This is a genomic window from Halomonas sp. AOP43-A1-21, assembly GCF_052376775.1.
Taxonomy (GTDB): Bacteria; Pseudomonadota; Gammaproteobacteria; order Pseudomonadales; family Halomonadaceae; genus Vreelandella; species Vreelandella colorata.
The window spans coordinates 41,070-65,112 of record NZ_JBQSWC010000030.1 but is presented as its reverse complement, the minus strand read 5'-3'; the positions used below and the strand labels follow the sequence as shown (position 1 = coordinate 65,112).

Sequence of the window (24,043 nt, the reverse complement as noted above, 5' to 3'; positions counted from 1 at the left end):
AAAGCCGCGGGTCTTTAGGGCTTCCAGAAAGCGCAGGTAATGGGTGCCTAAGCGTTTAAACGGGGCGGTACGAGAGTCCAGAGATGCAATCATAATCGTTCAAGCCGTCAGTGCCAGGGCATAAAAAAGAAAGAGCGCTACTTTACCGCAGCGTTTGTTTAGCTGCACTCTTGTGAGAGGTGCTTAGCTTAAGGCCTCTTTGACCAGCGCGGCAGAGCTAGCCGACATGGGCAGGCCAAGCGCTAGTTCATGTGCTTGCGGAGACATTTTGCGCCAGGTTTTTTGAATAATCCGCAGCATGTGGTCGTGCTCGACCTTGCGTGAAAAGTCGGCAAAGTAGTTCTCTAAAAATACCAGGCAGGCACAGTCTTCAAGAGCCTGTACGTCTGGATCACGGCCTAACCCTTTCTTGTTGATAATAGTAGCAACCCGCGCGGCATCTTCGGCAGAGTAGCCTGCTTCACTCATCAGCAGTGCGGTAGTCTCGCCAGCACGTATACCCTGGTCACGTCGCCAGGTTAAATACCCCACGCGGCCTTCAGGGTACTCTTCGCGCGTTACTTGCCAGCGTTGTAAGTGTTGGGCTCGCACAGAGATTTGCAGGCACTCCCCAGGGGATTGGGTAAGCGTGGTAAGCCATGCGCTCATGCGCTGTGCATAAAGCAGTTCGGCCGCCACCGACTCGCCATCAACGTTAACCGCTTGCGGGTCTTCGCTGTGGAGTTGATCCAACGCGTTTATTACCTGTTCAAGGCGATTAGTCATTGTGCGTTCCTTGGGCTAGTGAGTTTCTGCAACCTGGGCAGGTTGCAGAAACTCTTGGCTTGCTTTGTCGTGGTCTAGGTCTTGGCTACGCCAGTTACGCTTTATTATCGGCGTTATAGATATCAAGGTTCAATTCACCCTCGCTTTTGCCTACCAGGGTCGTGACCATAATGTCGCCCGCCACGTTCACACTGGTACGCGCCATATCGAGGATCCGATCAATACCCGCTACCACAGCAATCGCTTCAAGCGGCAGACCGATTTGCGCCATTACAATCGATAGCATAATCAGGCCCGCGCCGGGTACGCCGGCCGTGCCGATAGAGGCGAGGGTGCCGGTTGCCACAATCATGCCGTAGTCGACCAGGCTTAGCTCAATACCTAACATCTGGGCAATAAACAGGACGACGACGCCCTGATAAAGCGCCGTGCCGTCCATATTGATAGTCGCCCCGACGGGAAGTACAAAGCCGGAGACACCTTCAGAAACACCCAGGTTCTGTTGTGCGCAGCGAATCGATACGGGCAGCGAGCCTGCTGATGAGGCCGAGGAGAATGCCACCATCATGGCATCCAGGCTACCTTGAAGATAACGAGCCGGATTAAGCCTTCCCAACAGGCTGATAAAGCCTGAATAAACCACCAGAACATGCAGCGCACTGGCGAGGTACACCACGCCAATTAGCTTGGCGAGGGGCAGAAGGATTTCTAACCCGTATTGGCCGGACACATGGGCGATAAGGCCAAAGACGCCAAAAGGCGCAAACGCCATAACAATACCGGTGAGTTTGTACATCGCTTCGGCAAAGCTATCGAACACAACGACCAGCGGCTCACCTTTCTTACCAATCAGTGTGAGCGAAATACCCAGGCCGATGGCAAACACGATAATCTGCAGAATATTGCCATTGGCCAGCGCATCAATAGGATTACGGGGAACCAGATCAATTAAAATAGACGCGAGTGTCGGCGCCTCGCTTGCATCGACACTACCATCAAAACTTATATTAACGCCCGCGCCGGGCTGAAGCAGAGTAGAAAGTAACAGGCCGATGCTGATCGCAAACGCCGTAGTGAGAAGATAAAGCCCAATAGTGCGCGCGCCGATGCGCCCCATTTTTTGCGGGTCGCGCATTGAGGTTATGCCCACGATCAGCGTGGAAAACACCAGGGGCACGATCAACATCATTATCGCATTGATGAAAATATCGCCCAGTGGTTTAAAGAGGCTGGCATTTTCACCCAGTAACGCGCCAGCCAATATCCCCAGTGCTAGGCCTGCGAGAATTTTTTTCCATAGGGCAATGCCTCGCCACCATCCGAATGCGCCTTGTGATGTGCTCACGGGCATATCCTCCTTGCTGTGCTTTAAAAGTTGATCGAAAAAGAAGCGCTGGATAACGATTCGGCGCGCACTTTACCACTTTTCACGCGAGGGGCGGGGATGTCGGTAGGCGGCGCTATAAGCAAAACGGATCGCAAAAGGGCTGAGATGCTCAAGCTTGAGCGCGAGGTAGGAAACCCCCATAGCCCCATGCCACGCTTTTGCCTACAATAGGTGGCTTTGATGCAGGCGTTTGGCGTCGTGTTTAACTGAATTCAGGCTAAGGGATAACTTATGCTCGATCCGAAACTGCTGCGCGGTGATCTGGACGCGGCTGCGCAACAACTAGCTCGTCGCGGCTTCATGCTGGATAAAGAGGGACTGCAGTCGCTGGAGTCGCGCCGCCGTGAATTGCAAACCCAGACCGAGCAGTTGCAGAGCGAGCGCAACACGCGTTCCAAAGCCATTGGCAAGGCCAAAGCGAATGGGGAAGATATCCAGCCGCTGTTAGATAGCGTGAGCGACCTGGGCGAACGTTTGGATAGCGCAAAACGCGAGCTTGCTGAGGTGCAGGCCGAGTGGGACGATGCCGTCAGCGGAATTCCTAACCTGCCCCATGAAAGCGTGCCGGAAGGCAAAAACGAAGATGATAACGTAGAGCTACACCGCTGGGGCACGCCCCGCGCGTTTGATTTTGAAGTGCTCGACCACGTTGATCTGGGCAAGAAATCCGGGTACCTGGATTTTGAGTTGGCGGCTAAGCTAACCGGTGCGCGATTCGCCGTAATGCGTGGGCCGATTGCCCGGCTGCACCGTGCACTGGCTCAGTTTATGTTGGACACCCAAACCGAGCAGCACGGTTATGAAGAGTGCTACGTGCCGTATATGGTCAACAGCGACTCGCTGATGGCAACTGGTCAGTTGCCTAAGTTTGGCGAAGATCTGTTTAAGCTTGATGATGAGCGCGAGTACTACCTGATTCCCACGTCAGAAGTGCCGCTCACCAATTTTGTACGCGATGAAATTGTCGATCAGGCGGCGTTACCGATGAAGCTCACCGCGCACACACCATGTTTTCGCAGCGAAGCCGGTTCGCACGGACGCGATACTCGCGGCATGATTCGCCAGCATCAGTTTGATAAAGTGGAAATGGTGCAAATCGTTGAACCTGAGAAGAGCTACGCGGCCCTTGAAGAAATGCGTGGTCACGCTGAGGCGATTTTGCAGGCTTTGGAGCTTCCGTATCGGGTCGTTACCCTATGCACCGGTGATATGGGCTTTGGCGCAGCGAAAACCTACGATCTGGAAGTTTGGCTGCCTAGCCAGGAAACCTATCGGGAAATTTCATCGGTTTCTAACTGCGAGGACTTTCAGGCGCGGCGCATGCAGGCGCGTTTTCGCGATCCGGAGTTGAAAAAGCCTCGGCTTCTGCATACGTTGAATGGTTCAGGCTTGGCTGTAGGCCGCTGCCTGCTGGCGGTTCTTGAAAACCACCAGCAGGCGGATGGCTCGGTGATTATTCCTGAGCCGCTACGTCCGTATCTGCGTGGTCAGGAGCGTCTGGCCCTTTAAGGGTCCACTCCACGTTTACCCCGGCATCAATACGAATGGTGCCGGGGCTGTAGTCGCTTTGCGCACCGCTACTGGCGGCGTCGCTTTCAGCACGCATCGCCATCATGCGGGGCTGAAAAATCGGCGACTGTGTCTCTTCAATACGCTGAACATGACCCAGCTCGGCTTCCAGAGTACTCGCCATCAGGTCAGCTTTGTGGCGGGCCTTATCAAGCGCTTTTACCAGGGCTTCATCGGTCGCTGCGTCTCTATCCTGCAAATCGAACTGCACGCCGTCTAACGCGTTAACGCCTACTCCGATAAGCGCGTTGAGGACTTCACCCAGTTGATCAAGGTCGGTTAGCTCTACGCTGAACGGACGCTCAAGACGCGTGCGCTGGAGCATTTCCTGATCACCGTTTTCGCTGCGCGGTGCCGCCACATGGTCAGGGTAAACATTTAAAGAACCCGCATTAATCGCACGCCGCTCAATACCTAATGCTTCGATGGCAGAGATCAGTTCACTGGCACGGCTTTCAAGGCGCTCACGAGCTTCACCTAGCGCTTCGCTGTCAGTATCTTCCATTGACGAGACGGCGGGCGTGTTTTCCCACAGTCTGGCGGTGAGCGTAGCTTGGTCTGGTTCAACTTCGACCCAGGACTGGGCCTGGACGCTCAGGCTTGGTGGAGTGGGTGGCGCGGCAAAGGCAAGCGGTGTGCTGAGTAACGCCAACAGCGCGCCACTTAATAGGCCATAGCGAAAACGCGGTAAACGTGCCGGTGTTGGGTTCATGGAATTTCCTTAATGAATAGCAAAGTAGAGTGGTGTCATCACAGTGTAGACGTTGCTTGGAATAGTAGGAGAAGCGAAAGTTCCTGTTTAAAGAGGTGACGTAAAACAGTTGCTTATTACTTGCACGGTTTGTGCAATGTCCTGATTGCAGCCATTATGTACGGATAACTAGCTAAGGATGAAGCTATGCCACAATTGTCGGATGAGGATTACCGAAGTATTCCCTTGCATGCCACATTGGCGCTCGCCGCGCTGGTGATCATTATTGCGGGAATGAAAATGGGCGCTGATCTTTTAGTGCCTTTACTGCTGGCGGTGTTTATCGCCGTGGTGTGCACCTCTCCCGTGCAGTGGCTGCATCGTTGGGGCCTGAGCATGCGGATGTCAGCCTTTTTAACCCTACTGGTTTTATTGGTCTTTCTATCGCTGATTGGCGTGCTGGTGGTGAATAGCTTCAGCACCTTTGTGGCAGCGCTGCCTGATATAGAAGAGCGGCTATACGAACACTATTGGGATTTGCTCAACACCCTGGCAATGCATGGCTTTGCGGTTGACCCTGATCAGCTTAGCGCCGTTTTTCAAATGGACGAAGAAGGCTCGTGGATCGCTACCCTGCTGGGCGAACTGGGCAACTTGATCATGCAAAGCATCATTGTAGGGCTGCTGGTCATTTTCATGTTGTTTGAGACGCTTAATTTTCGCCAAAAAGTTTCCCGGGCCCTTGAGAACCCGGCGCCCAGCTTAAAACGTTTTAGCGAGTTTAGTTTAACGCTAAAGCGTTACCTGGCGGTAAAGACGGTCATCAGCCTGGCGACCGGGGTGTTGGTATGGCTCTCCTGCCTTATCGTCGGGGTTGATTTCCCTTTGCTGTGGGGTGTGTTGGCATTTGGACTTAACTTCATTCCCAATATCGGCTCGGCACTGGCGGCGATTCCACCGGTTCTGCTCTTGCTGGTTGCCCAAGATGGCGGGGTATTTCAGGCGCTGTTGCTGGCCTCCGCCTATTTGGTCATTAATTTTGTATTGGGAAATCTGATTGAGCCTCGCGTCATGGGTCAAGCGCTGGGGCTTTCAACGTTTGTGGCGTTTCTGTCACTGGTGGTATGGGGGTGGATTTTTGGTGCGGCGGGGATGCTGCTTTCGGTGGTATTGACCATGACGCTCAAGATTGCCCTGGATAGCCATCCGCAGACACGCTGGATTGCGCACTTTCTAGGTCCAGGAAAGCATCGTACCGGCCGCTATCTGAGCCAGCGGGATGCAGGTCGTGCGCCTTGGAAACGTAAAAATAATGATCAGCACGAAGAACATCTGAAAGAAGGGGAGAGCTAGATAAAGGCGGGCAGCTAATTCAAGAAAGTAAGCCTGGTCAAGCAAGGCTCGTGCATAGCCACCGCCGGTGATAACGGCGGTGGCTAATTTCATCAAGCGTTTTGGTCGATGAATTGCGTTAGTTGAGACTTGGATTGAGCGCCAACCAGCGAAGCGACTTTAGTGCCAGACTTGAACAGCATAACGGTGGGAACACCGCGCACGCCTTGCTCAGCGGCAATTTCCGGCGCATCGTCAACGTTGACACTGACAACCTTTAAGTTGTCGCCACGCTCAGCAGCTACTTCATCTACAACCGGTGCCATAACTTTACATGGGCCACACCAGGGCGCCCAGAATTTAAGCAGGACAGGCTGTTCGGCATTGAGGACTTCTTGCTCAAAGTTGGCATTGGTGACATCAACATTATTAGCCATTTGCTTCTCCCGTTTGCGTTGCTCTTTCAGTTTCGTTGCCTCAAATGGAGCAACGGTCATTACGCGATAACCTGCTCACTTTTATCGCGCCAAGTCGGCAAATGGTAGCGGGCGTGGCGATTGCTGGCAAATATACTCGACTGATTTGTTAGTAATGTAAGAAATTAATAGATGCTAATAGACGCTTTCTTTTATAATATAAGTGAATTATAAGATTTTTTTTTATTCTAAATAGTGCTTTATGGCGAGCGGGAGAGGCGGTATCTGCGTAAGAAAACCTGCCTGCGATCGGTATAGAAAATGAGGTGACGATATGAAGCTACAACAACTTCGTTATATTTGGGAAGTTAACCGACATAATTTAAATGTTTCGGCCACCGCACAAAGCTTGTTTACCTCGCAGCCCGGTATTTCAAAGCAGATACGGTTGCTAGAGGATGAGCTCGGTGTGGAGATTTTTGCGCGTAGCGGAAAGCACTTAACCCGTGTAACGCCCGCGGGCCAATCGATCATTGATCTGGCGGGGCAGGTGCTTAAGCTCGCTGAAAATATTAAGCAGGTAGCCCAGGAGCATAGTGATGAGCGCCGCGGCAGTTTATCAATTGCCACGACCCATACTCAGGCACGCTATGCGTTACCGCCTATTATCAGTGAATTTACGCTGAAGTACCCGGAAGTTGCCTTGCATATGCAGCAGGGTACACCCAAGCAGATTGCCCAGATGGTGAGTGAGGGGCAGGCGGATTTCGCAATTGCCACCGAATCCTTGGAGCTATTTACGGATCTGGTGCTCTTGCCTTGCTACCGCTGGAACCGCTGCGCCCTGGTACCTAAAGATCATCCGCTCGCCTCTCTGAACGGACCTTTAACTCTGGAAGCATTGGCCGCGCATCCGCTAGTGACGTACGTGTTTGGTTTTACCGGTCGCTCGCAGCTTGATGATGCCTTCAAAGCGCAAGGGCTAACGCCCAACGTGGTGCTTACCGCCGCCGACGCCGACGTGATTAAAACCTACGTACGCCTCGGGATGGGCGTGGGCATCGTGGCGCATATGGCCGTCGACGATACGCTGGACGAGGATCTGGTTGCCTTGGACGCCAGTCATCTGTTTGCCAGCTCTACAACCAAGATCGGCATTCGACGGGGCACCTTTATGCGCGGCTATATGTACGACTTCCTAGCGCGATTTGCACCGCACCTTACCCGTGATCGGGTCGATGAAGCGTTAATCGCTGGGCCGCGTTTTGAGCAGTCACTGTTTGAAGGGATCGACCTCCCTGAGCACTGATTTATTGAATAAGCCCGATGAGTTAAAAGCTCACTTAGCCAGCGGCGCTTGCGTCTGCTCAATGGCCACAGACAGCCGATAGCTAAGTGAGCGGCTTATTCAGTGCTTAAATTAGCCGCTATAGCCTAGTGCTGAAGATTCGTAATGCAAATCAGTACTGCAACTTAGTATTAAAGCTCAGCATGAAGATTAGTGCTGTAAATGCAGCCCGCACTCGCGCTTCTCTTCCACTTTGGTGGGGTCAAAGTAATCAAAGTTATTGGGAAGATCGTGGGCTTGCAGGTATTGGTACATCTCTTTGGCCGACCAGTGAAGCAGCGGGGCCACCTTCACCAGACCATCGCTATTGCGGCTAATCGGTTGCATCTTGGCGCGCTCGGGCGTGTCTTCTGCACGTAGTGCCGTAAACCATATATCGGGGCGCATTTCACTCAACGCACGCTCAAACGGTTCGATTTTAACCTCTTGAGTAAAGGCCGCGTGGCGCGGGTCATCAATGCCAGGCATAGGGCCTTCCAACGCTTCGCGGTGGGCCCGAGTGCGTTTGGGCAGAAAATTCACCATGTTCAGGTTCAGGCGCTTAATTACTGCGTCGGCAAACTGATACGTAGCTTCGGTGTTATAGCCACTGTCCATCCACACAATCGGCATATCTGGGCGCACTTGAGTCACCATATGCAGAATAACCGCTTCAAACGGACGAAAGTTGGTCGTGCAAATGGGGCGTTCACCTTGGGCCAGCGCCCACTCAATAAGGGCTTGTGGATTGTTGCCGAAGTCGCGGTTGATCGCTTCAAGCGATGAAGTCATGTCGCCTCCTTGTCATGTTGATGAACCATGCTGTTAGGCTATCAAACTGCAAGCATATTCCCCCAATACCGTTTGGTTTGGCTTTTATATTCCTTTTTGATTTAAAAAAAACCTATGGCTTAGGTTAATGACTTTATAAGGTGGCGGATTTTATCTAGTGTCTCGACATACTCTTCATCCAGTGTTGAGTCAGCCACCAGGCCGCCGCCGCCCCACACGTGTAGTGTTCCGGCATCAGCCACTAAGGTGCGAATGGTAATAGAGGTGTCCATGCTGCCACGTATATCAACGTATCCCATGCTTCCGCAGTACACGCTGCGCTGACACGGCTCAAGCTCGGCGATAATTTGCATGGCGCGCACTTTCGGCGCGCCGGTAATCGAACCGCCGGGAAAAGCCGCCGCCAGTAAGGCAAGCGGTGAGGCGCCGGGCGCTAGCTGCCCACGCACTACGCTCACCAGATGATGTACATTAGGGTAGCTTTCTAACTTGCACAGCTGGGGAACATTAATGCTGCCCGGCATGCATACGCGGCCTAGATCATTGCGCAGTAAATCAACGATCATCACATTTTCAGCGCGATCTTTAAGGCTGCTCGTTAGCGCATTTGCCAGGGCAAGATCCTCATCGACCGTTGCGCCGCGCGGCCGGGTTCCTTTTATAGGACGAGCTTCGACCGCTCCATTTTTACTTTGAATAAAGCGTTCAGGTGAAAGGGAAAGGACGGCCTGTTGGCCCCAAGCCATGAAGCCCGAGAACGGTGTGGGCGTGGCTTTGCGTAAACGCAAATAGGCCTGCCATTCATCGCCCTGATAAGTGGCAGAAAATCGCTGGGCAAGATTAATCTGATAGCAGTCGCCCGCCAGAATGTAGCGCTGAACGGCTTTAAAGCGCTCAGCGTAATCGCTGTAGCTCAACCCTGCTTGAAAGGGGGCAGTTAAGGTAAATGGAGCCCGTTTGGGCGGTTCCTGGCTTAACCACTCTACTACCTGATCTCGGCGCTGCGGGGTGGCTATTAGCCAAGCCTGCTGAGCCACGTGATCAAGAGTAATGCACCAATCATAAAGGCCCAGACGCGCCTGAGGAAGGTCGGTAATCCTGGGTTGGTAGTGGGTTGCCTGTGAACGCCCCAAGTCATAGCCCCAGTAGCCGATCAGTCCGCCCATAAAGGGCAGCTCGTTGTGTATAGCGCTTTGATTCGCCTGAGTGGCCTGGGAGGGTAACTTGTTTAACAGCCACTGCTGGTGGGTAAAGCAATCGCCGGAGGGCAGGTTCGTTATATCAAGCTGATCGCTCGCCAGTACCGACTTTCCCCTAGCGTCTATTTCTAGTGTCGCTAAGGGGTCGCTACTCAGAATATCGTAGCGGCCCTGAGCAACGGGGCGACCACTATCCAAAAGTACCGCACCTGGACGCTGGCGAAGCGCATCAAACAGCGCTAGCGGGTCAGAAGAGTAGGGCAGCGTAAAAATCGACAATGCCGTGGTCATGTAGCAAGCGCCTCGCCGGTAAAAGGCTGCTTATATTAAAGGGCGTTGAACACCGACACCAGAGGTGTGATTGGCAAACTTCTTACGGCTACCGCTAGATTGTTGACACTGATGGATGCAATAGACTTTTTGCGTACAACCAAAGATGCATTAAATCGCCAGTATTCTATGGTTGACGCTAGTCAGGCGCACAGCTAAAGTTTGGATACTTTTTCTAATTGTCGACAATTGCCCATGAGCTCACCCATTAGTGCCCCTTATTCTGTTGATTCGCCGCTTGAAATGGCACCGCCTGAAGTGCGAACGCTAGCCGAACGGGTATTTCATCAGTTGCAGAGCGATATTGTGCGTGGCGTTTTGGCGCCGGGGAGCAAAATTACCGAACCGGGGCTTTCGAAAACCTACGGTATTTCTCGCGGCCCGCTACGTGAAGCGATGCGACGTTTAGAGTCCCACCGGCTAATTGAGCGTGTACCGCACGTTGGCGCGCGCGTAGTTAAGCTATCAATGAAAGAGTTAATTGAGCTGTTTGACGTCCGTGAAGCGTTGGAAAGCATGGCGGCAAGGTTGGCCGCGGAACATATGTCTGCAGAAGAAATACAGGGCCTGCGCGATGTGCTGGCCCTGCATGAAGGTCAGGCCGATTTAAAACGCGGCGAGGCTTACTATCAGCGTGAAGGCGATCTCGATTTTCATTATCGCATTGTGCAAGGCAGCCATAACAAGATGTTGATGAGTCTGCTGTGTAACGACCTTTATTATCTAGTCCGCCTTTACCGCACGCAGTTTAGTGCCAGCGGTACGCGCCCCCAGCGCGCCTTTGTTGAGCACCATCGGATCGTGGATGCGATTGAAGCGGGTGATGCCGAGCTTGCCGAGCTATTGATGCGTCGCCACGTCAGTGCTTCGCGTGCCAACGTTGCTGACCGCTATGCCGCGATTCTCAAACAGCAATCTTCGGAATCATCAGATTTATCATCAGAGCCTGCTGAGTCATCCGGCATGCCATCCACTACCTGTCAGGAGTAAACGCTAATGTCGACCCGCACCCCCGGCGCCCGTTTTAAAGCCGCCCTGGAAGCTAATCGTCCGCTTGCCATACTGGGTACTATCAATGCTTACACAGCAATGATGGCAGAACGTGTGGGCCACCAGGCGATCTATCTTTCCGGCGGCGGGGTCGCAAATGCCTCCTTCGGCCTACCTGATCTAGGCATGACCACCATGAACGATGTGGTGGAGGATGCGCACCGGATTTGTGGTGCCACCGACTTGCCGCTGCTGGTGGATATCGATACTGGATGGGGTGGGGCGTTTAATATTTCGCGTGCTGTCAAAGAGATGCAGCGTGCTGGTGTTGCAGCCGTTCATCTAGAAGACCAGGTTGCGCAAAAGCGCTGCGGCCACCGGCCCAATAAAGCGATCGTTTCCCAAGGCGAGATGGTTGATCGTATCAAAGCCGCCGCAGATGCTCGCTTGGATCCTGACTTTTACCTGATTGCCCGCACCGATGCGTTTCAGAAAGAGGGGCTTGATGCCGCTATTGAGCGCGCCAATGCATGTGTCGACGCGGGGGCTGATGCCATCTTTGCCGAGGCCGTGCATACCCTTGCAGATTATCAGGCGTTTTGTGATCGAGTCGATGCGCCCATTTTGGCCAATATTACCGAGTTTGGCGCAACGCCACTGTTCACTCAGGCAGAGCTTGGCGATGTCGGCTGCCGCATGGTGCTTTACCCGCTCTCCGCGTTTAGGGCCATGAATGCAGCAGCGCTAAACGTTTACCAGAGCATACTGGATAACGGTCATCAAAAAGACGTAGTCAGTACCATGCAAACACGCGATGAACTTTACGATTTTCTTAACTACCACGATTTCGAGCAGAAGCTGGACGCTTTGTTTGCCGAGCGAGGCAGCGACCAGTAACCAAACTGCTATTTGATTACAGACGTTAATACATACTTAAAATAAAAGTAGCGACAGGAGACACACCATGGCTGATAAACCCGTGACAGGTGCAGGACTGCGTGGCCAAAGCGCCGGTACCACCGCGCTATGTACAGTAGGTAAAACCGGTTCAGGTTTGACTTACCGTGGATTTGATATCAAAGAGCTTGCCGAAAAGGCTAAATTTGAAGAAGTCGCCTACCTGCTCTTAAAAGGAAAGCTGCCCAATCAGTCAGAGCTGGATCATTACATCCGCAAGCTAAAAAGCCTGCGTGGGCTGCCTGAGGCACTCAAAACTGTGCTGGAGCAGATCCCTAAAGACGCCCACCCGATGGATGTCATGCGGACTGGCACGTCCATGCTGGGCAATCTTGAAACCGAAGAGAGTTTTGACGAGCAGCAGGACGTTGCCGATCGTCTTTTGGCCGTCTTGCCGTCGATTATCTGCTACTGGTACCGTTTCTCTCACGACGGCGTGCGTATCGATACTCAAACCGACGATAACTCGGTAGGTGGTCATTTCCTTAACATGCTGCGCGGCGAGCCGGCCTCCGAACTGCATGCACGGGTCATGAACGTTTCGCTTATTCTGTATGCCGAGCATGAGTTTAACGCCTCTACCTTTACCGCCCGGGTGTGTGCCTCCACGCTTTCGGATATGCATTCGTGCGTTACCGGGGCTATCGGCTCTTTGCGCGGGCCATTGCATGGTGGCGCGAACGAAGCGGCAATGGCGATGATCGAGGATTGGCAATCGCCTGAAGAAGCCGAGAGCAAGATCATGGGTATGCTTGAGCGCAAAGACAAAATCATGGGCTTTGGCCACGCGATCTATCGCGAGTCTGATCCGCGTAATGAGATTATCAAGCACTGGTCTAAAAAGCTGGCCGACGATGTAGGCGATACGGTGCTTTATCCCGTATCTGAAAAGGTCGAAGAAGTGATGTGGCGCGAGAAAAAGCTGTTCTGCAACGCAGACTTTTTCCATGCCAGCGCCTATTACTTTATGGATATCCCCACCAAGCTGTTCACGCCGATTTTCGTAATGTCTCGGCTCACCGGGTGGGCTGCCCATGTGTTTGAGCAGCGGGCCAATAATCGGATTATCCGTCCCAGCGCCGACTACATCGGTCCTGAAAAAAGCGAATGGGTCCCCATTGAGGCGCGTGATTAATCAGCGTGCAGCCCGGCAGCTTGCGTGCCGGGCGTTTTTTTAGCTCCCTTTTCATGAGTTTGCTTGCTATGAATAGCCAATATCGTCAACCACTGCCAGGCACCGAGCTTGATTACTTTAATGCGCGCCAAGCCGTTGAGGATATTCAGCCAGGGGCCTACGCCACACTCCCTTACACGTCACGCGTGCTGGCAGAGCAATTGGTACGCCGCTGTGATCCTGCGCTGCTGACGGACGCGCTTAAGCAGCTTATCGAGCGCCGGCGCGATCTTGATTTTCCGTGGTACCCGGCACGCGTGGTATGCCACGATATTCTAGGCCAGACGGCACTGGTTGATTTGGCCGGGCTGCGCGATGCCATCGCCGAAAAGGGCGGTGACCCGGCCAAGGTTAACCCCGTTGTGCCCACTCAGCTGATTGTCGATCATTCGTTGGCAGTAGAGCATCCGGGCTTTGAAGAGGGGGCCTTTGAGAAAAACCGCGCCATTGAAGACCGGCGCAATGATGACCGCTTCCACTTTATTAACTGGACCAAAACGGCTTTTGAAAACGTTGATGTTATCCCGCCTGGCAATGGCATCATGCACCAGATCAATCTGGAGAAAATGTCGCCGGTAGTGCAGAACCGGGACGGCATTGCTTATCCTGATACCTGCGTGGGCACCGATAGCCATACCCCCATGGTGGACGCGCTCGGGGTTATTTCAGTCGGCGTGGGTGGCCTGGAGGCTGAGAGCGTCATGCTTGGGCGCGCTTCCATGATGCGCTTGCCGGATATCGTCGGTGTAGAGCTGACCGGCAAGCTGCAGCCGGGTATCACGGGTACCGATATGGTGCTGGCGATCACCGAGTTTCTGCGTAAAGAGCGCGTGGTCGGTGCCTATCTGGAATTTTATGGCGAAGGCGCCGATGCGCTGACGGTCGGCGACCGTGCCACGATTTCAAACATGACGCCCGAGTACGGTGCCACGGCGGCGATGTTCTATATCGACAGTCAAACCATCGATTACCTGAAGCTTACCGGTCGTGAAGATGAGCAGGTGGCGCTGGTCGAAACCTATGCCAAGCACACCGGCCTTTGGGCGGACAGCCTGACGCAGGTTGAGTATGAGCGGGTGCTGAGCTTTGATCTTTCATCGGTTGCGCGGACGTTGGCAGGGCCTTCCAACCCACATGCGCACCTGCCGACCTCCGAGCTGGCTCAGCGCGGTATTGCGGTAGGGCTTGAGGCTGCTCGCGAAGAAGAGAAAGCCGGTAAAATGCCTGATGGTGCGGTTATTATCGCCGCCATCACGAGCTGCACCAATACCTCTAACCCGCGTAATATGGTGGCGGCTGGGTTAATCGCGCGCAACGCCAACCGGCTCGGCCTGTTGCGTAAACCCTGGGTAAAGTCATCCCTGGCGCCCGGTTCGAAAACGGTCAAGATGTACCTGGAAGAAGCCGGCTTGATGAATGAGCTGGAGAACCTGGGATTTGGCGTAGTGGCCTATGCCTGCACCACCTGTAACGGCATGTCTGGCGCGCTGGACCCTGTTATTCAGCAGGAAATCATTGACCGAGACCTTTACGCCACGGCGGTGCTTTCCGGTAACCGCAACTTTGACGGGCGGATTCACCCCTATGCCCAGCAGGCCTTTTTGGCTTCGCCGCCTTTAGTGGTTGCTTACGCCATTGCAGGCACTATCCGCTTTGATATTGAAAAAGACGTGCTGGGCATCGACCAGGCGGGAAATCCCGTTACCTTGAAAGATATCTGGCCAGCGGATGAAGAGATCGACGCCATTGTAAAAGCATCGGTGAAGCCCGAGCAGTTCCGCCAGACCTATATCCCCATGTTCGATATTGATAAAAGCGCGCGTGCTCAGGTTAATCCGCTATACGACTGGCGCCCCCAGAGTACCTACATTCGTCGCCCACCTTACTGGGAGGGCAATATGGCGAAAGAGCGTACCTTGAAAGGCATGCGGCCGCTGGCAATCTTGCCGGACAATATCACCACCGATCACCTATCGCCTTCCAACGCCATTCAGCTTAATAGCGCGGCGGGTGAGTACCTGGCGAAAATGGGCCTGCCGGAGGAGGACTTCAACTCCTACGCGACTCACCGCGGGGACCATCTCACCGCTCAGCGCGCGACCTTCGCCAATCCCAAGCTGTTTAACGAAATGGTTCGCGATGCCGATGGCAATGTAAAACAGGGGTCTCTGGCACGGGTCGAGCCTGAAGGTGAAGTGACCCGCATGTGGGAAGCTATCGAAACCTACATGGCGCGTAAGCAGCCGCTAATCATTATTGCTGGCGCCGATTATGGTCAGGGGTCCTCGCGGGACTGGGCTGCCAAAGGCGTGGCGCTTGCTGGTGTGGAAGCCATTGCGGCGGAAGGTTTTGAGCGCATTCATCGCACTAACTTGATTGGCATGGGCGTAATGCCGCTGGAGTTTGAGCCGGGAACCACGCGCACGACACTAGGCTTGGATGGCACCGAAACCTTTGATGTTGAGGGGGCTGTCTCGCCGGGCGCGATGCTGACGCTGGTGATCCATCGCCAAAGCGGGGGCAGTGAGCGCGTAGCGGTCAAGTGCCGCCTGGATACCGCTGAGGAAGTATCAATTTACGCCGCCGGTGGTGTGCTGCAGCGCTTTGCTCAGGACTTTCTCGAGTCAACGGCTGCCTAAGTGCCGGGTTATTTTTTGGAGTAAACAGGATGACCGATGTAGTCAACGTACGCCATGTGCCGCAAATAAAAATTCCCGCTACCTATATGCGTGGCGGCACCAGCAAAGGCGTGTTTTTTAAATTAAGCGATTTACCCCAGGCCGCTCAGATGCCGGGCGAGGCGCGAGACAAGCTGCTGCAGCGTGTGATTGGAAGCCCCGACCCTTACGAAAAACAGATTGACGGTATGGGCGGCGCGACCTCAAGCACCAGTAAAACGGTCATTCTTTCCAAAAGCCACTCGCCTGATCACGATGTGGACTATGTGTTTGGCCAAGTGTCTATCGATAAGCCCTACGTGGATTGGAGCGGCAACTGCGGCAATCTTTCGGCGGCGGTGGGCCCATTTGCCATAGCGAATGGCTTGGTTGATCCGGCACGCGTGCCTGAAAACGGTGTGGTCGAGGTGAGAATCTGGCAGGTAAATATCCAGAAAACCATCGTATCGCAGGTGCCTATCGTGAATGGGGAGGTTCAGGAGACTGGTGATTTCGAGCTGGATGGCGTGACCTTTCCCGCCGCCGAAATTCCTGTGGCCTTTATGGACCCGGCTGACGGCGAGGGGGCGATTTTCCCCACCGGCAACCTGATGGATGACCTCGATGTGCCGGGCGTGGGTATTCTGAAAGCGACGCTTATCAATGCTGGTATCCCCACGGTATTTATTAATGCCGCCGATATTGGTTATCGCGGTACCGAGCTACAGGAAGCCATCAATGGCGACAGCCAAGCACTAAGCATGTTTGAGACGATTCGTGTCCATGGCGCTGTGCGTATGGGGCTGATCAGTGATATCAGCGAAGCCGCCAGCCGCCAGCATACGCCCAAGGTAGCGTTTGTTGGGCCGCCGGTTGATTACGTCGCATCGAGCGGTCAGGCCGTTAACGCTGACGATATCGATCTGGTGGTGCGGGCGCTTTCCATGGGTAAATTGCATCACGCCATGATGGGCACCGCCGCCGTAGCCATTGCCGCCGCCGCGGCCATTGAAGGCACGCTGGTTAACTTGACGGCCGGGGGCGGCAAGCGTCAGTCGGTCACGTTTGGCCATCCTTCGGGCAGCTTGCGTGTGGGCGCTGAGGCCAATCTGATTGACGGGCGTTGGCAGATTGATCAGGCCATTATGAGCCGCAGCGCACGTGTACTGATGGAGGGTACGGTGCGCGTGCCGGGCGACAGCTTCTAATCCAATGCATTGATCGGGAGGCGACTCCATGAACGTCACAGCAGAGATAAACGAGCGGCCAGAATACGATGATGAGCTACAGCTAATCGCTGACTATGTGCTGAGCTTTGATACGCCCTCGCAGGCGGCACTGTCCACGGCCCGCTACTGCCTGATGGATACGCTGGGCTGCGGACTTCTAGCCCTGCGTTTTCCAGAATGCACCAAACATCTCGGCCCGCTGGTGGAAGGCACCCAGGTGCCATTTGGGGCGCGTGTGCCGGGCACTTCACTACGCCTTGACCCGGTAAAAGCCGCCTGGGATATCGGCGCAACTGTCCGCTGGCTGGATTATAACGATACCTGGCTTGCCGCCGAATGGGGGCACCCTTCTGACAACCTGGGCGGTATTTTGGCGGTTGCCGATCATCTGTCGCAAAAGCGGGTTGCCCAAGGGGACGTCCCTCTGACGATGCGTGAGGTGTTGAACGCCATGATCATGGCGCATGAAATTCAGGGGGTGCTGGCCCTGGAAAACAGCTTCAACAGGGTAGGGCTGGATCATGTGCTGTTGGTGAAAGTGGCTTCAACGGCGGTAGTTGCCAAGCTAATGGGCGCCACGCGTGAGCAGCTGCTGGCCGCGCTTTCCCATGCGTGGGTAGACGGACAGAGCCTGCGCACCTACCGGCATGCGCCGAATGCCGGGTCACGCAAAAGCTGGGCGGCTGGCGATGCCACTTCCCGGGCCGTTCGCCTGGCGGATATGGCGTTGCGCGGTGAGATGGGCATCCCCAGCGCGCTCAGCGCCCCGCAATGGGGGTTTTACGATGTGTCCTTTAGTCATAGCAATAAAGACCTGAGCCTTAAACCTGAAGCAGAGCGGCACCTGCGTTTTCAGCGTGAGTTTGGGTGCTATGTGATGGAAAATATTTTATTCAAAATCGCTTTCCCGGCCGAGTTTCATGCCCAAACTGCCTGCGAAGCGGCCGTGCTTTTACACGCTCAGGTAAAAGACCGCTTGGCTGAAATTGAGCGCATCGTGGTTACCACGCATGACTCAGCGCTTCGGATAATTTCCAAAACCGGGCCGTTGGCTAACCCCGCTGACCGCGATCACTGCCTGCAGTACATGACGGCCGTACCACTTATTTTCGGTACGCTGACCGCTGAACATTATGAAGACAGCTTTCATGCGGCTCATCCGCTAATTGATGTACTGCGCGACAAAATGGTGGTCGGGGAGGATAGCGACTATTCAGCGGCTTACCACGACCCGCAAAAGCGCTCTATCGCGAATGCCGTACAGGTATTTTTCAGTAATGGCAGCGCCACCGACAAGGTCGCAGTGGAGTATCCGATAGGGCATCAGCGCCGTCGTGAAGAAGGAATGCCACTCTTGGTCGAGAAATTTGAGCGGCATTTAGCCACACGATTCCCAGCCTCTCTCTGCGAAAAAATCAGTCGTCTGTGTGACGATCAGGAGGCGCTTGAAGCGACGTCGGTGGATCGGTTTATGACACTTTGGATGATTTAAAGCGCCACGTGGCGGATGATCCATCATAAAAAAACACCCGGTGCGGCTAAGCGCTACCGGGCTGTTCTGGTCACTCGGATTTATTATTCGTCTAAAGTGATTTGGTCACGCATTCGGTCTACTGTGGCTTCACCGAGGCCGCTAACCCGGGTGAGGTCATCAATACTTTCAAACTCACCGTTCGCCTCACGCTCTTTAATGATTGCTTCGGCCCTGCTTGGGCCAATGCCGGGAAGCTCTGCGAGCAGTTCGGCATTAGCGGAATTAACGTTAATGGGCGCAACTGACTGAGCCAGTGCTGTACCCGCGAAACTTAAACTCAGGCTAAGTGCTGCGGCGGTTAACAGGCTTTTCAATGTCATATTCATTAAGTGAAATGTCCCTTGATTTATATAAGATGTATAGCAAAGCCGAACATTGTTTTTAGCGATGTTTTAGCGATGCGCCTTCACTAACCTATCGCGTTAGGGGGTGTCTTGATGTAAGCAATGTACGACACTGTTTGTAAGATTTTGACTAGCCTAAATGTAGTAAATAGCTTACAAGCAGCGTTTGTGTGGCTGGTATAATGTAAGAAAATGTGTCTGGAGTAATGTTGTGTCTGAGTCCCCGTTGATTATCGCGCTTGATTATCCCTCCCTGGATGCCGCCCTTTGTATGGCCGACCAGCTTGACCCCAAGCGGTGCCGCTTGAAAGTCGGCAAAGAACTATTCACCCGCAGCGGCCCGGCGGTACTTGAGGCGCTGCATGGGCGTGGCTTCGACGTGTTTCTGGATCTTAAATTTCACGATATTCCCAATACCGTGGCGGGTGCGGTTCAGGCCGCGGCAGAGCAGGGTGTCTGGATGGTTAACGTGCATGCCAGCGGCGGTCGGAAAATGATGGAGGCCGCGGCAGAACGGCTTACTCAGCATGGTTTTAAAACCCATCTTATTGCGGTTACCGTGTTGACCAGCCAGCAAGAGAGTGATTTACAGGAGATCGGCTTAAGCGGTTCACCGGCAGCGCAGGTTGAGCGCTTGGCGCGTTTGACACAGCAAAGTGGTTTGCAGGGAGTAGTGTGCTCAGCACAGGAGGCTTCGCGCCTGAAGGAGCTTTGCGGGGAATCATTTTTGAAAGTCACGCCAGGCATTCGGCCAAGCTTTGCCGCAGCCAACGATCAGCAGCGCATCATGACGCCCAGTGAAGCCATGCAGGCAGGCAGCACGCACTTAGTTATTGGACGCCCAGTCACCCAGGCATCTGACCCAATGGCAGCCCTGGCGGCTATAGAAGCCGAGCTTCAGTAGCCCTTACTCGCCTTCAACACCGGTAATCGGCTTGATAGTGCCCCAGCGACGGCAGCTGGGGCACTGCCAGGAAAGCGCGTCGCTGGCAAAGCCACAGCGCCTGCATTGATGGCGCGGACGATCTTTTAGCAGGGCGTCCGTGTGATATTTAAGCAGCAGCAGACGCGAGTCAGGTGAGGTTCTTCCGCTTAGCCGCTGGCTTTCAAGGTAAAGATCTAACAAGTAATCCAGCCCACCTAAGCTTGGCGCATCACGCAGCCATTCGCCGGTCCGCTCGATGGCGCTGTCCACGCCGTCGCGTTGATGGATAAGTTCACCCAGCATGATTATGACGCTGGTGTAGGGGGCTTGACCCAGCAGACGGTATAAGTGTTTTTCAAGGCCGGCGATATCATCGTTGCGGACATACGCCCGCTGAAGAGCAGGCAGCATGGTCGGAATATGGGCAGCGTCTTGCTGAGGAATATGGTCCAGACGCTCTATTGCACGCCCATAATGGCCGTTATCCATCTCAAGGTCTGCTAGGAGTAGCGTGGCACGAATGCAGCGCTCATCAAGCAGTAACGCTTTTTTGAGATGTTTTTTGGCTAACGCGCGGCTGGACTGCTCAATTTCTTCCTGTGCAAGTTCGCAAAGCCAGTGTGATGCAGGACGCCGCATGCCCGGGTGCTGCTTTAGAATGGGCTGGATCACATCAAAAGCGTTTTGCCACTCCTTTTCGCGCTCCAGCAAATCGACCAGAAGCTGTTTAGCCGCATAGCGATAAGTGTCATCTGATGACTGCTCAAGCAATGAGCGCAGCAGGCGCTGGGCACGGTCATGCACGCCCAAGGCAATAAAGTCACGGGCAAGTTCAAGTTGAATATGCTCATTAGTGCTGCGAGATAGTGCCGGACGGGCCAATAGGTTTTGGTGAATACTGACCGCTTTGTCGGCCTCTCCGCGGGTACGGAAAAGCTTGCCCAGCGCAATATGCGTATCCACGGTATCGCTATTAACGTCGAGAGCGTTGATAAACGTATTGATGGCTTCATCAGGCTGCTCGTTAAGCAGGTAGTTTAAACCGACAAAATATTCGCGTGATAGGTTCGAGGAGGGGGCTGCTGGCGTTTGATGGCGGCGGCGGGTGGTGTGGCGAATGCCCAGCCCAAAACCGATAGCAATCGCTGCCAACAGCAACCCCAGCAGCATGAAATCATGCATTTACGCTATTTCCTTGAACTCCTGAGTGCGTAAACGATCAAGCTCTTTGCGCTGCTGTTTGTTGTGACGCTCACTACGTGCAAGCTTGGCTTTTAGCCGTACGTACACGCCCATCATGGCTAACATGCCGATGATCACACCAAACGTTAAGGTTGCAAGCAACCACACAGAGAGCGAGACGGGCGGTAATTCAACCCAGATTAGATTCAAGGCAGTCGTTTGCTGGTTGTTGACGGCAAACAAAATGCCTACCAGTAGCACCACCAGCAAAATAATGGCAAGAATCAGCCCTTTAATCCAACGCATGAGAGTTTCCTAGTCAGTGACGTTCGCAGAATAGCCCTATTGTGTATGAGTCTTGGCGCGACGTCATCCCACAGACACAGATTGTCTTTTCATGGGCAGTCCATGCTTCGCGTTAGTAACCTAATGCCCGGCTGGCATCCACCTGCTCACGTAGCTCTTTGCCTGGCTTGAAGTGGGGTACATATTTGCCGTCTAGATCAACTGGATCACCGGTTTTAGGGTTACGGCCGGTGCGTGGCTCGCGGAAATGGAGTGAGAAACTCCCAAAGCCACGTATCTCTACACGTCCGCCACTTGAAAGCGCATCGGTCATGTCATCCAGGATGATTCTGACCGCCGTTTCTACCTCTTTGGCGGATAGCTCCGGTTGACGCATCGCGATTTGTTCGATTAGTTCAGATTTTGTCATCGGTTGGCTCCCTGCAAACGGTGAAGGCTGTAGATGGCTACTAACCTCGATAACCTCAGATTCAGCATACTGTGCAAATCGATATTAAACAATTCAGATAAAACAAGGTACTAGATTGAATAACAGCATAGGCGAAGCTTGGCGCTGGCGCGACCCTTTAGCTTAGGTATACTGGCGTTTCATTTATACCAATCAAAGAGGCTGACCTTGAACGACGATGCATCCCCAGCAGCCATAACGCGCAAACGGCTATACTGGCATTCACGCCGCGGCATGTGGGAACTGGATCTCTTATTGATCCCGTTTTTAGAAAAATGCTTTGATACACTTAGCGAAGATGATCGGCTTACCTATGAGCGGCTAATCGCAGAAGAAGATCAAGATCTGTTTGTTTGGCTAATGCACCGTGAATGGCCGGAAGACCCAGCTTTACGGCGCCTTGTGAAAATGATCGTTGAACATGCAGAAAACACCGATAACTCTGCCTATCGCACCCTCTAAAATTGCCGCGTTACTCCAGTTTGGCCTGGCGCTTGGGCTCTGTGTGCTCTGTTACTGTGCGTTGAGGGGATGGTGGCTGGGTGTATGGATAAGCAGTAGCGTTACCCTTCTGGCGGGCTTTTTACTTTGGCGCGCATTTTATGCTCAGGCAAGCGGTATGCTTTATCTGGCCAGGCGTGATGATCACTTATACGGCCACTGGCAGCGGCCTTATGGCGAGTTAAGTGAGGAGCTGGTAGTGCGCTGCGATTACCTTGGGCCTTGGCTGATCGGCTTATGGGTTGGCCCTGAGCGAGTTTGGCTGTGGCCGGATAGTTTGCCGCGCCACAGTCATCGAATGCTTCGCCGTTTATGCCACCGTGCGGGTCGCTAAGTCCGCCAGAGTCAAACGTGAGGGCGTAGGGGTAGGGTGCTGCGCCGGCCAGTCGGTTGAGTAGTGCAGACCGCGTGATTCATGCCGTCTTAGAGCAGCGATCACGGTTAGTTGTGCCAGCGTAAGGGCGTGGCGCAGCGATACACATTCCGCTCGTCTCGGCCGCTGTCCCTTCTCAAGGTTTTCCAGCCGCATCGATAGCAAGGTGAGCTGCTCGTGGGCAGTGCTTAATCCGGCATTGCTGCGTACAATCGAGACGTACTGGCTCATCGTGGCACGTAGCTCGTGACGCCATTGAGTTAAAAGGCGCTGTTCCTCAGCGGTTAGCGGGCGAGTAGGCGGTTCTGCAGGGGCAAAAGCCGGTGCTTGCCATGTATCAAAGCTTAGTTGCCGCAGAGCGCCTGCACAGCTGCGTGCATATACCAAGCATTCTAGCAGTGAGTTGCTCGCCATACGGTTTGCGCCATGCAGGCCGGTGCAGGCAATTTCTCCCACGGCGTAAAGCCCCGATACGCTGGTTGCCCCATCGCAATTCGTTACCACTCCTCCGCAGCTATAGTGTGCGGCGGGTACTACCGGAATCGGTTGCTGCGTGATATCAATGCCTCGTGAGGCGCAGTGGGCAAGAATGGTAGGAAAGTGATGAAGGATGGCTTTTTCTCCCAGATGGCGAATATCCAACCATACATGACCTTGAGTGCCTTGCTGAATCTGGGTGTCGATCGCGCGCGCGACCACATCGCGAGGGGCCAGCTCTGCGCGCTCATCTAAAGCAGGCATAAATCGTTCGCCAGCTTCATTGATTAAGTAACCGCCTTCACCGCGTACCGCTTCGCTGATCAAAAAAGCCGGACCATCTGGGTCGTAAAGGCTTGTCGGATGAAACTGCTGAAACTCTAGATTCATCAGGTCGGCGCCAAGTTCGGCCGCCATTACCATGCCTTCGCCGCTACTGGGGGTGGGTGTCGTAGTATGCCGGTAAAGCCCACTGGCACCGCCGGTGGCTAGCACCGTGTAATGCGCCGTTAGCGTTTGATACTGATGATGGTCATCAACCCCGTAGGCACCTACGCAGTGCCCCTGATTATTTTGTAATAACCCTAAAATAGTCACATCGCGGCGCTGGGTAATATTGGGGTGTGCTATGGTTTTTTGTAGTAGCGTATCCACCACCGCGCGTCCGGTAGCGTCATTGGCATGAATAATACGCCGTGCGTTATGGCCGCCTTCACGGGTCAGGTGATACGGGTAGCGAGCATTGGGGTCAGGGTCTGGCGTAAACGGTACGCCGCCATTAATCAGCCATTGGATAGCGGCAGGGCCATGGGTAACGGTAAAGCGAACGGCCTGTTCATCGCATAGGCCATCACCGGCTACCAGTGTATCGTGTATATGCGCTTGTACGTCATCATCGGGCGAGAGTACTGCGGCAATGCCACCTTGAGCCCAGCGGCTTGCACCTTTATCGCCGTGGGCTGGGTTTACCAAGGTGACTGATAAGTGATTGGCGACTTCCAGGGCGAGGGTTAATCCTGCGACACCGCCGCCAATAATTAATACATTGGTTGTTGGCGTGCTCATGCGGCCCGCTCCTTATTCTTTATCTAATGCTGTGCAGCATAAAGGCAGGCATCATAGCGTGGCCATTAGCCGT

The 24,043-nt window shown here is 54.0% G+C and carries 23 protein-coding genes; 12 read left to right on the top strand and 11 right to left on the bottom strand.

Annotated elements, in window-relative coordinates; translation table 11 throughout:
* Nucleotides 1–183: 183 nt before the first annotated feature.
* Together ACT3R7_RS15865 and ACT3R7_RS15860 are read right to left on the bottom strand one after the other, a co-directional pair.
* The gene (locus tag ACT3R7_RS15865; RefSeq protein WP_193092022.1) at nt 184–765 is read right to left on the bottom strand and encodes a DUF4202 domain-containing protein; all 582 of its coding nucleotides are present in this window, start codon (nt 763–765) and stop codon (nt 184–186) included.
* A gap of 94 nt (nt 766–859) precedes the next feature.
* Nucleotides 860–2,116, bottom strand: coding sequence for a dicarboxylate/amino acid:cation symporter (locus ACT3R7_RS15860; protein WP_192539420.1), 1,257 nt, complete (start codon nt 2,114–2,116; stop codon nt 860–862).
* Between the two features lie 267 nt (nt 2,117–2,383).
* Between ACT3R7_RS15860 and serS the strand changes: the two genes are divergently transcribed.
* Complete coding sequence (gene serS / locus ACT3R7_RS15855; protein WP_193092023.1) at nt 2,384–3,661, top strand: serine--tRNA ligase; 1,278 nt, start codon at nt 2,384–2,386, stop codon at nt 3,659–3,661.
* Here serS and ACT3R7_RS15850 read toward each other — a convergent pair.
* On the bottom strand, nt 3,606–4,433 hold the full coding sequence (locus tag ACT3R7_RS15850) for an SIMPL domain-containing protein (protein ID WP_193092024.1): 828 nt from the start codon (nt 4,431–4,433) through the stop codon (nt 3,606–3,608). The genes serS and ACT3R7_RS15850 overlap by 56 nt on opposite strands.
* 186 nt (nt 4,434–4,619) lie before the next feature.
* On the opposite strand from ACT3R7_RS15850, the gene ACT3R7_RS15845 reads away from it, so the two are divergent.
* The gene (locus tag ACT3R7_RS15845; protein ID WP_192539417.1) at nt 4,620–5,765 is read left to right on the top strand and encodes an AI-2E family transporter; all 1,146 of its coding nucleotides are present in this window, start codon (nt 4,620–4,622) and stop codon (nt 5,763–5,765) included.
* 92 nt (nt 5,766–5,857) lie between these two features.
* Here the strand turns inward: ACT3R7_RS15845 and trxA are convergent, their stop codons facing one another.
* A complete protein-coding gene (gene trxA / locus ACT3R7_RS15840; protein ID WP_193092025.1) occupies nt 5,858–6,241 on the bottom strand; it encodes a thioredoxin in 384 nt (127 codons plus the stop codon).
* Nucleotides 6,242–6,494: 253 nt separating this feature from the next.
* Here trxA and cysB point away from each other — a divergent pair, with 253 nt between their 5' ends.
* Nucleotides 6,495–7,469 carry an HTH-type transcriptional regulator CysB gene (cysB, locus tag ACT3R7_RS15835; RefSeq protein WP_192539415.1) on the top strand — a complete coding sequence of 325 codons (975 nt, stop codon included), beginning with the start codon at nt 6,495–6,497 and terminating at the stop codon, nt 7,467–7,469.
* A gap of 189 nt (nt 7,470–7,658) precedes the next feature.
* Here cysB and ACT3R7_RS15830 read toward each other — a convergent pair whose 3' ends face one another.
* Both ACT3R7_RS15830 and pabB read right to left on the bottom strand, forming a co-directional pair.
* Nucleotides 7,659–8,279, bottom strand: a complete 621-nt coding sequence (locus ACT3R7_RS15830; protein ID WP_193092026.1) for a phosphoadenosine phosphosulfate reductase domain-containing protein — start codon at nt 8,277–8,279, stop codon at nt 7,659–7,661.
* 119 nt (nt 8,280–8,398) lie between these two features.
* On the bottom strand, nt 8,399–9,769 hold the full coding sequence (gene pabB / locus ACT3R7_RS15825; RefSeq protein ID WP_192539413.1) for an aminodeoxychorismate synthase component I: 1,371 nt from the start codon (nt 9,767–9,769) through the stop codon (nt 8,399–8,401).
* Between the two features lie 234 nt (nt 9,770–10,003).
* Here pabB and ACT3R7_RS15820 point away from each other — a divergent pair, with 234 nt between their 5' ends.
* The 6 genes from ACT3R7_RS15820 (at nt 10,004) to prpD (ending at nt 18,307) form a co-directional block, all read left to right on the top strand.
* Nucleotides 10,004–10,798, top strand: a complete 795-nt coding sequence (locus tag ACT3R7_RS15820; protein WP_192539412.1) for a GntR family transcriptional regulator — start codon at nt 10,004–10,006, stop codon at nt 10,796–10,798.
* Between the two features lie 6 nt (nt 10,799–10,804).
* Nucleotides 10,805–11,695: a methylisocitrate lyase gene (gene prpB / locus ACT3R7_RS15815; protein ID WP_193092027.1), complete on the top strand. Its 891-nt coding sequence runs from the start codon at nt 10,805–10,807 to the stop codon at nt 11,693–11,695.
* 67 nt (nt 11,696–11,762) lie between these two features.
* Nucleotides 11,763–12,890 (top strand): bifunctional 2-methylcitrate synthase/citrate synthase, encoded by a 1,128-nt coding sequence (gene prpC, locus ACT3R7_RS15810; RefSeq protein WP_192539410.1) that lies wholly within the window; start codon nt 11,763–11,765, stop codon nt 12,888–12,890.
* Between the two features lie 68 nt (nt 12,891–12,958).
* Complete coding sequence (acnD, locus tag ACT3R7_RS15805) at nt 12,959–15,568, top strand: Fe/S-dependent 2-methylisocitrate dehydratase AcnD (protein WP_193092028.1); 2,610 nt, start codon at nt 12,959–12,961, stop codon at nt 15,566–15,568.
* A 29-nt stretch (nt 15,569–15,597) separates the two neighbouring features.
* On the top strand, nt 15,598–16,794 hold the full coding sequence (gene prpF, locus ACT3R7_RS15800; RefSeq protein WP_193092029.1) for a 2-methylaconitate cis-trans isomerase PrpF: 1,197 nt from the start codon (nt 15,598–15,600) through the stop codon (nt 16,792–16,794).
* Nucleotides 16,795–16,822: 28 nt separating this feature from the next.
* Nucleotides 16,823–18,307, top strand: coding sequence for a 2-methylcitrate dehydratase (gene prpD, locus ACT3R7_RS15795; RefSeq protein WP_441675719.1), 1,485 nt, complete (start codon nt 16,823–16,825; stop codon nt 18,305–18,307).
* A gap of 83 nt (nt 18,308–18,390) precedes the next feature.
* Here prpD and ACT3R7_RS15790 read toward each other — a convergent pair whose 3' ends face one another.
* Nucleotides 18,391–18,675: a ComEA family DNA-binding protein gene (locus ACT3R7_RS15790; protein ID WP_192539406.1), complete on the bottom strand. Its 285-nt coding sequence runs from the start codon at nt 18,673–18,675 to the stop codon at nt 18,391–18,393.
* 229 nt (nt 18,676–18,904) lie between these two features.
* On the opposite strand from ACT3R7_RS15790, the gene pyrF reads away from it, so the two are divergent.
* Nucleotides 18,905–19,597 carry an orotidine-5'-phosphate decarboxylase gene (pyrF, locus tag ACT3R7_RS15785; protein ID WP_193092031.1) on the top strand — a complete coding sequence of 231 codons (693 nt, stop codon included), beginning with the start codon at nt 18,905–18,907 and terminating at the stop codon, nt 19,595–19,597.
* A gap of 3 nt (nt 19,598–19,600) precedes the next feature.
* Here pyrF and lapB read toward each other — a convergent pair whose 3' ends face one another.
* The 3 genes from lapB to ACT3R7_RS15770 all read right to left on the bottom strand — a co-directional run bounded on the left by lapB (nt 19,601) and on the right by ACT3R7_RS15770 (nt 21,515).
* Nucleotides 19,601–20,800: a lipopolysaccharide assembly protein LapB gene (gene lapB / locus ACT3R7_RS15780; RefSeq protein ID WP_192539404.1), complete on the bottom strand. Its 1,200-nt coding sequence runs from the start codon at nt 20,798–20,800 to the stop codon at nt 19,601–19,603.
* On the bottom strand, nt 20,801–21,106 hold the full coding sequence (locus ACT3R7_RS15775) for a lipopolysaccharide assembly protein LapA domain-containing protein (RefSeq protein ID WP_192539403.1): 306 nt from the start codon (nt 21,104–21,106) through the stop codon (nt 20,801–20,803).
* A gap of 112 nt (nt 21,107–21,218) precedes the next feature.
* On the bottom strand, nt 21,219–21,515 hold the full coding sequence (locus ACT3R7_RS15770) for an integration host factor subunit beta (RefSeq protein WP_018916788.1): 297 nt from the start codon (nt 21,513–21,515) through the stop codon (nt 21,219–21,221).
* A 207-nt stretch (nt 21,516–21,722) separates the two neighbouring features.
* Here ACT3R7_RS15770 and ACT3R7_RS15765 point away from each other — a divergent pair, with 207 nt between their 5' ends.
* Together ACT3R7_RS15765 and ACT3R7_RS15760 are read left to right on the top strand one after the other, a co-directional pair.
* The gene (locus ACT3R7_RS15765; protein ID WP_192539402.1) at nt 21,723–22,016 is read left to right on the top strand and encodes an FAD assembly factor SdhE; all 294 of its coding nucleotides are present in this window, start codon (nt 21,723–21,725) and stop codon (nt 22,014–22,016) included.
* Nucleotides 21,976–22,389, top strand: coding sequence for a protein YgfX (locus ACT3R7_RS15760; RefSeq protein ID WP_225736293.1), 414 nt, complete (start codon nt 21,976–21,978; stop codon nt 22,387–22,389). The genes ACT3R7_RS15765 and ACT3R7_RS15760 overlap by 41 nt, the downstream gene beginning before the upstream one ends.
* Here ACT3R7_RS15760 and nadB read toward each other — a convergent pair.
* Complete coding sequence (nadB, locus tag ACT3R7_RS15755) at nt 22,366–23,970, bottom strand: L-aspartate oxidase (RefSeq protein ID WP_193092032.1); 1,605 nt, start codon at nt 23,968–23,970, stop codon at nt 22,366–22,368. The genes ACT3R7_RS15760 and nadB overlap by 24 nt on opposite strands.
* Between the last annotated feature and the right edge of the window lie 73 nt (nt 23,971–24,043).

Bases quoted from the DNA above. Each gene is read 5' to 3' on its own strand.
- prpD (WP_441675719.1), top strand. From the start codon at position 16,823: ATGAACGTCACAGCAGAGATAAACGAGCGGCCAGAATACGATGATGAG.
- ACT3R7_RS15790 (WP_192539406.1), bottom strand. From the start codon at position 18,675: ATGAATATGACATTGAAAAGCCTGTTAACCGCCGCAGCACTTAGCCTG.
- ACT3R7_RS15865 (WP_193092022.1), bottom strand. From the start codon at position 765: ATGACTAATCGCCTTGAACAGGTAATAAACGCGTTGGATCAACTCCAC.
- prpB (WP_193092027.1), top strand. From the start codon at position 10,805: ATGTCGACCCGCACCCCCGGCGCCCGTTTTAAAGCCGCCCTGGAAGCT.
- ACT3R7_RS15830 (WP_193092026.1), bottom strand. From the start codon at position 8,279: ATGACTTCATCGCTTGAAGCGATCAACCGCGACTTCGGCAACAATCCA.
- prpF (WP_193092029.1), top strand. From the start codon at position 15,598: ATGACCGATGTAGTCAACGTACGCCATGTGCCGCAAATAAAAATTCCC.
- serS (WP_193092023.1), top strand. From the start codon at position 2,384: ATGCTCGATCCGAAACTGCTGCGCGGTGATCTGGACGCGGCTGCGCAA.
- trxA (WP_193092025.1), bottom strand. From the start codon at position 6,241: ATGACCGTTGCTCCATTTGAGGCAACGAAACTGAAAGAGCAACGCAAA.
- prpC (WP_192539410.1), top strand. From the start codon at position 11,763: ATGGCTGATAAACCCGTGACAGGTGCAGGACTGCGTGGCCAAAGCGCC.
- pabB (WP_192539413.1), bottom strand. From the start codon at position 9,769: ATGACCACGGCATTGTCGATTTTTACGCTGCCCTACTCTTCTGACCCG.
- ACT3R7_RS15860 (WP_192539420.1), bottom strand. From the start codon at position 2,116: ATGCCCGTGAGCACATCACAAGGCGCATTCGGATGGTGGCGAGGCATT.
- ACT3R7_RS15850 (WP_193092024.1), bottom strand. From the start codon at position 4,433: ATGAACCCAACACCGGCACGTTTACCGCGTTTTCGCTATGGCCTATTA.
- acnD (WP_193092028.1), top strand. From the start codon at position 12,959: ATGAATAGCCAATATCGTCAACCACTGCCAGGCACCGAGCTTGATTAC.
- ACT3R7_RS15820 (WP_192539412.1), top strand. From the start codon at position 10,004: ATGAGCTCACCCATTAGTGCCCCTTATTCTGTTGATTCGCCGCTTGAA.
- nadB (WP_193092032.1), bottom strand. From the start codon at position 23,970: ATGAGCACGCCAACAACCAATGTATTAATTATTGGCGGCGGTGTCGCA.
- lapB (WP_192539404.1), bottom strand. From the start codon at position 20,800: ATGCATGATTTCATGCTGCTGGGGTTGCTGTTGGCAGCGATTGCTATC.
- ACT3R7_RS15760 (WP_225736293.1), top strand. From the start codon at position 21,976: ATGCAGAAAACACCGATAACTCTGCCTATCGCACCCTCTAAAATTGCC.
- ACT3R7_RS15770 (WP_018916788.1), bottom strand. From the start codon at position 21,515: ATGACAAAATCTGAACTAATCGAACAAATCGCGATGCGTCAACCGGAG.
- ACT3R7_RS15775 (WP_192539403.1), bottom strand. From the start codon at position 21,106: ATGCGTTGGATTAAAGGGCTGATTCTTGCCATTATTTTGCTGGTGGTG.
- ACT3R7_RS15845 (WP_192539417.1), top strand. From the start codon at position 4,620: ATGCCACAATTGTCGGATGAGGATTACCGAAGTATTCCCTTGCATGCC.
- cysB (WP_192539415.1), top strand. From the start codon at position 6,495: ATGAAGCTACAACAACTTCGTTATATTTGGGAAGTTAACCGACATAAT.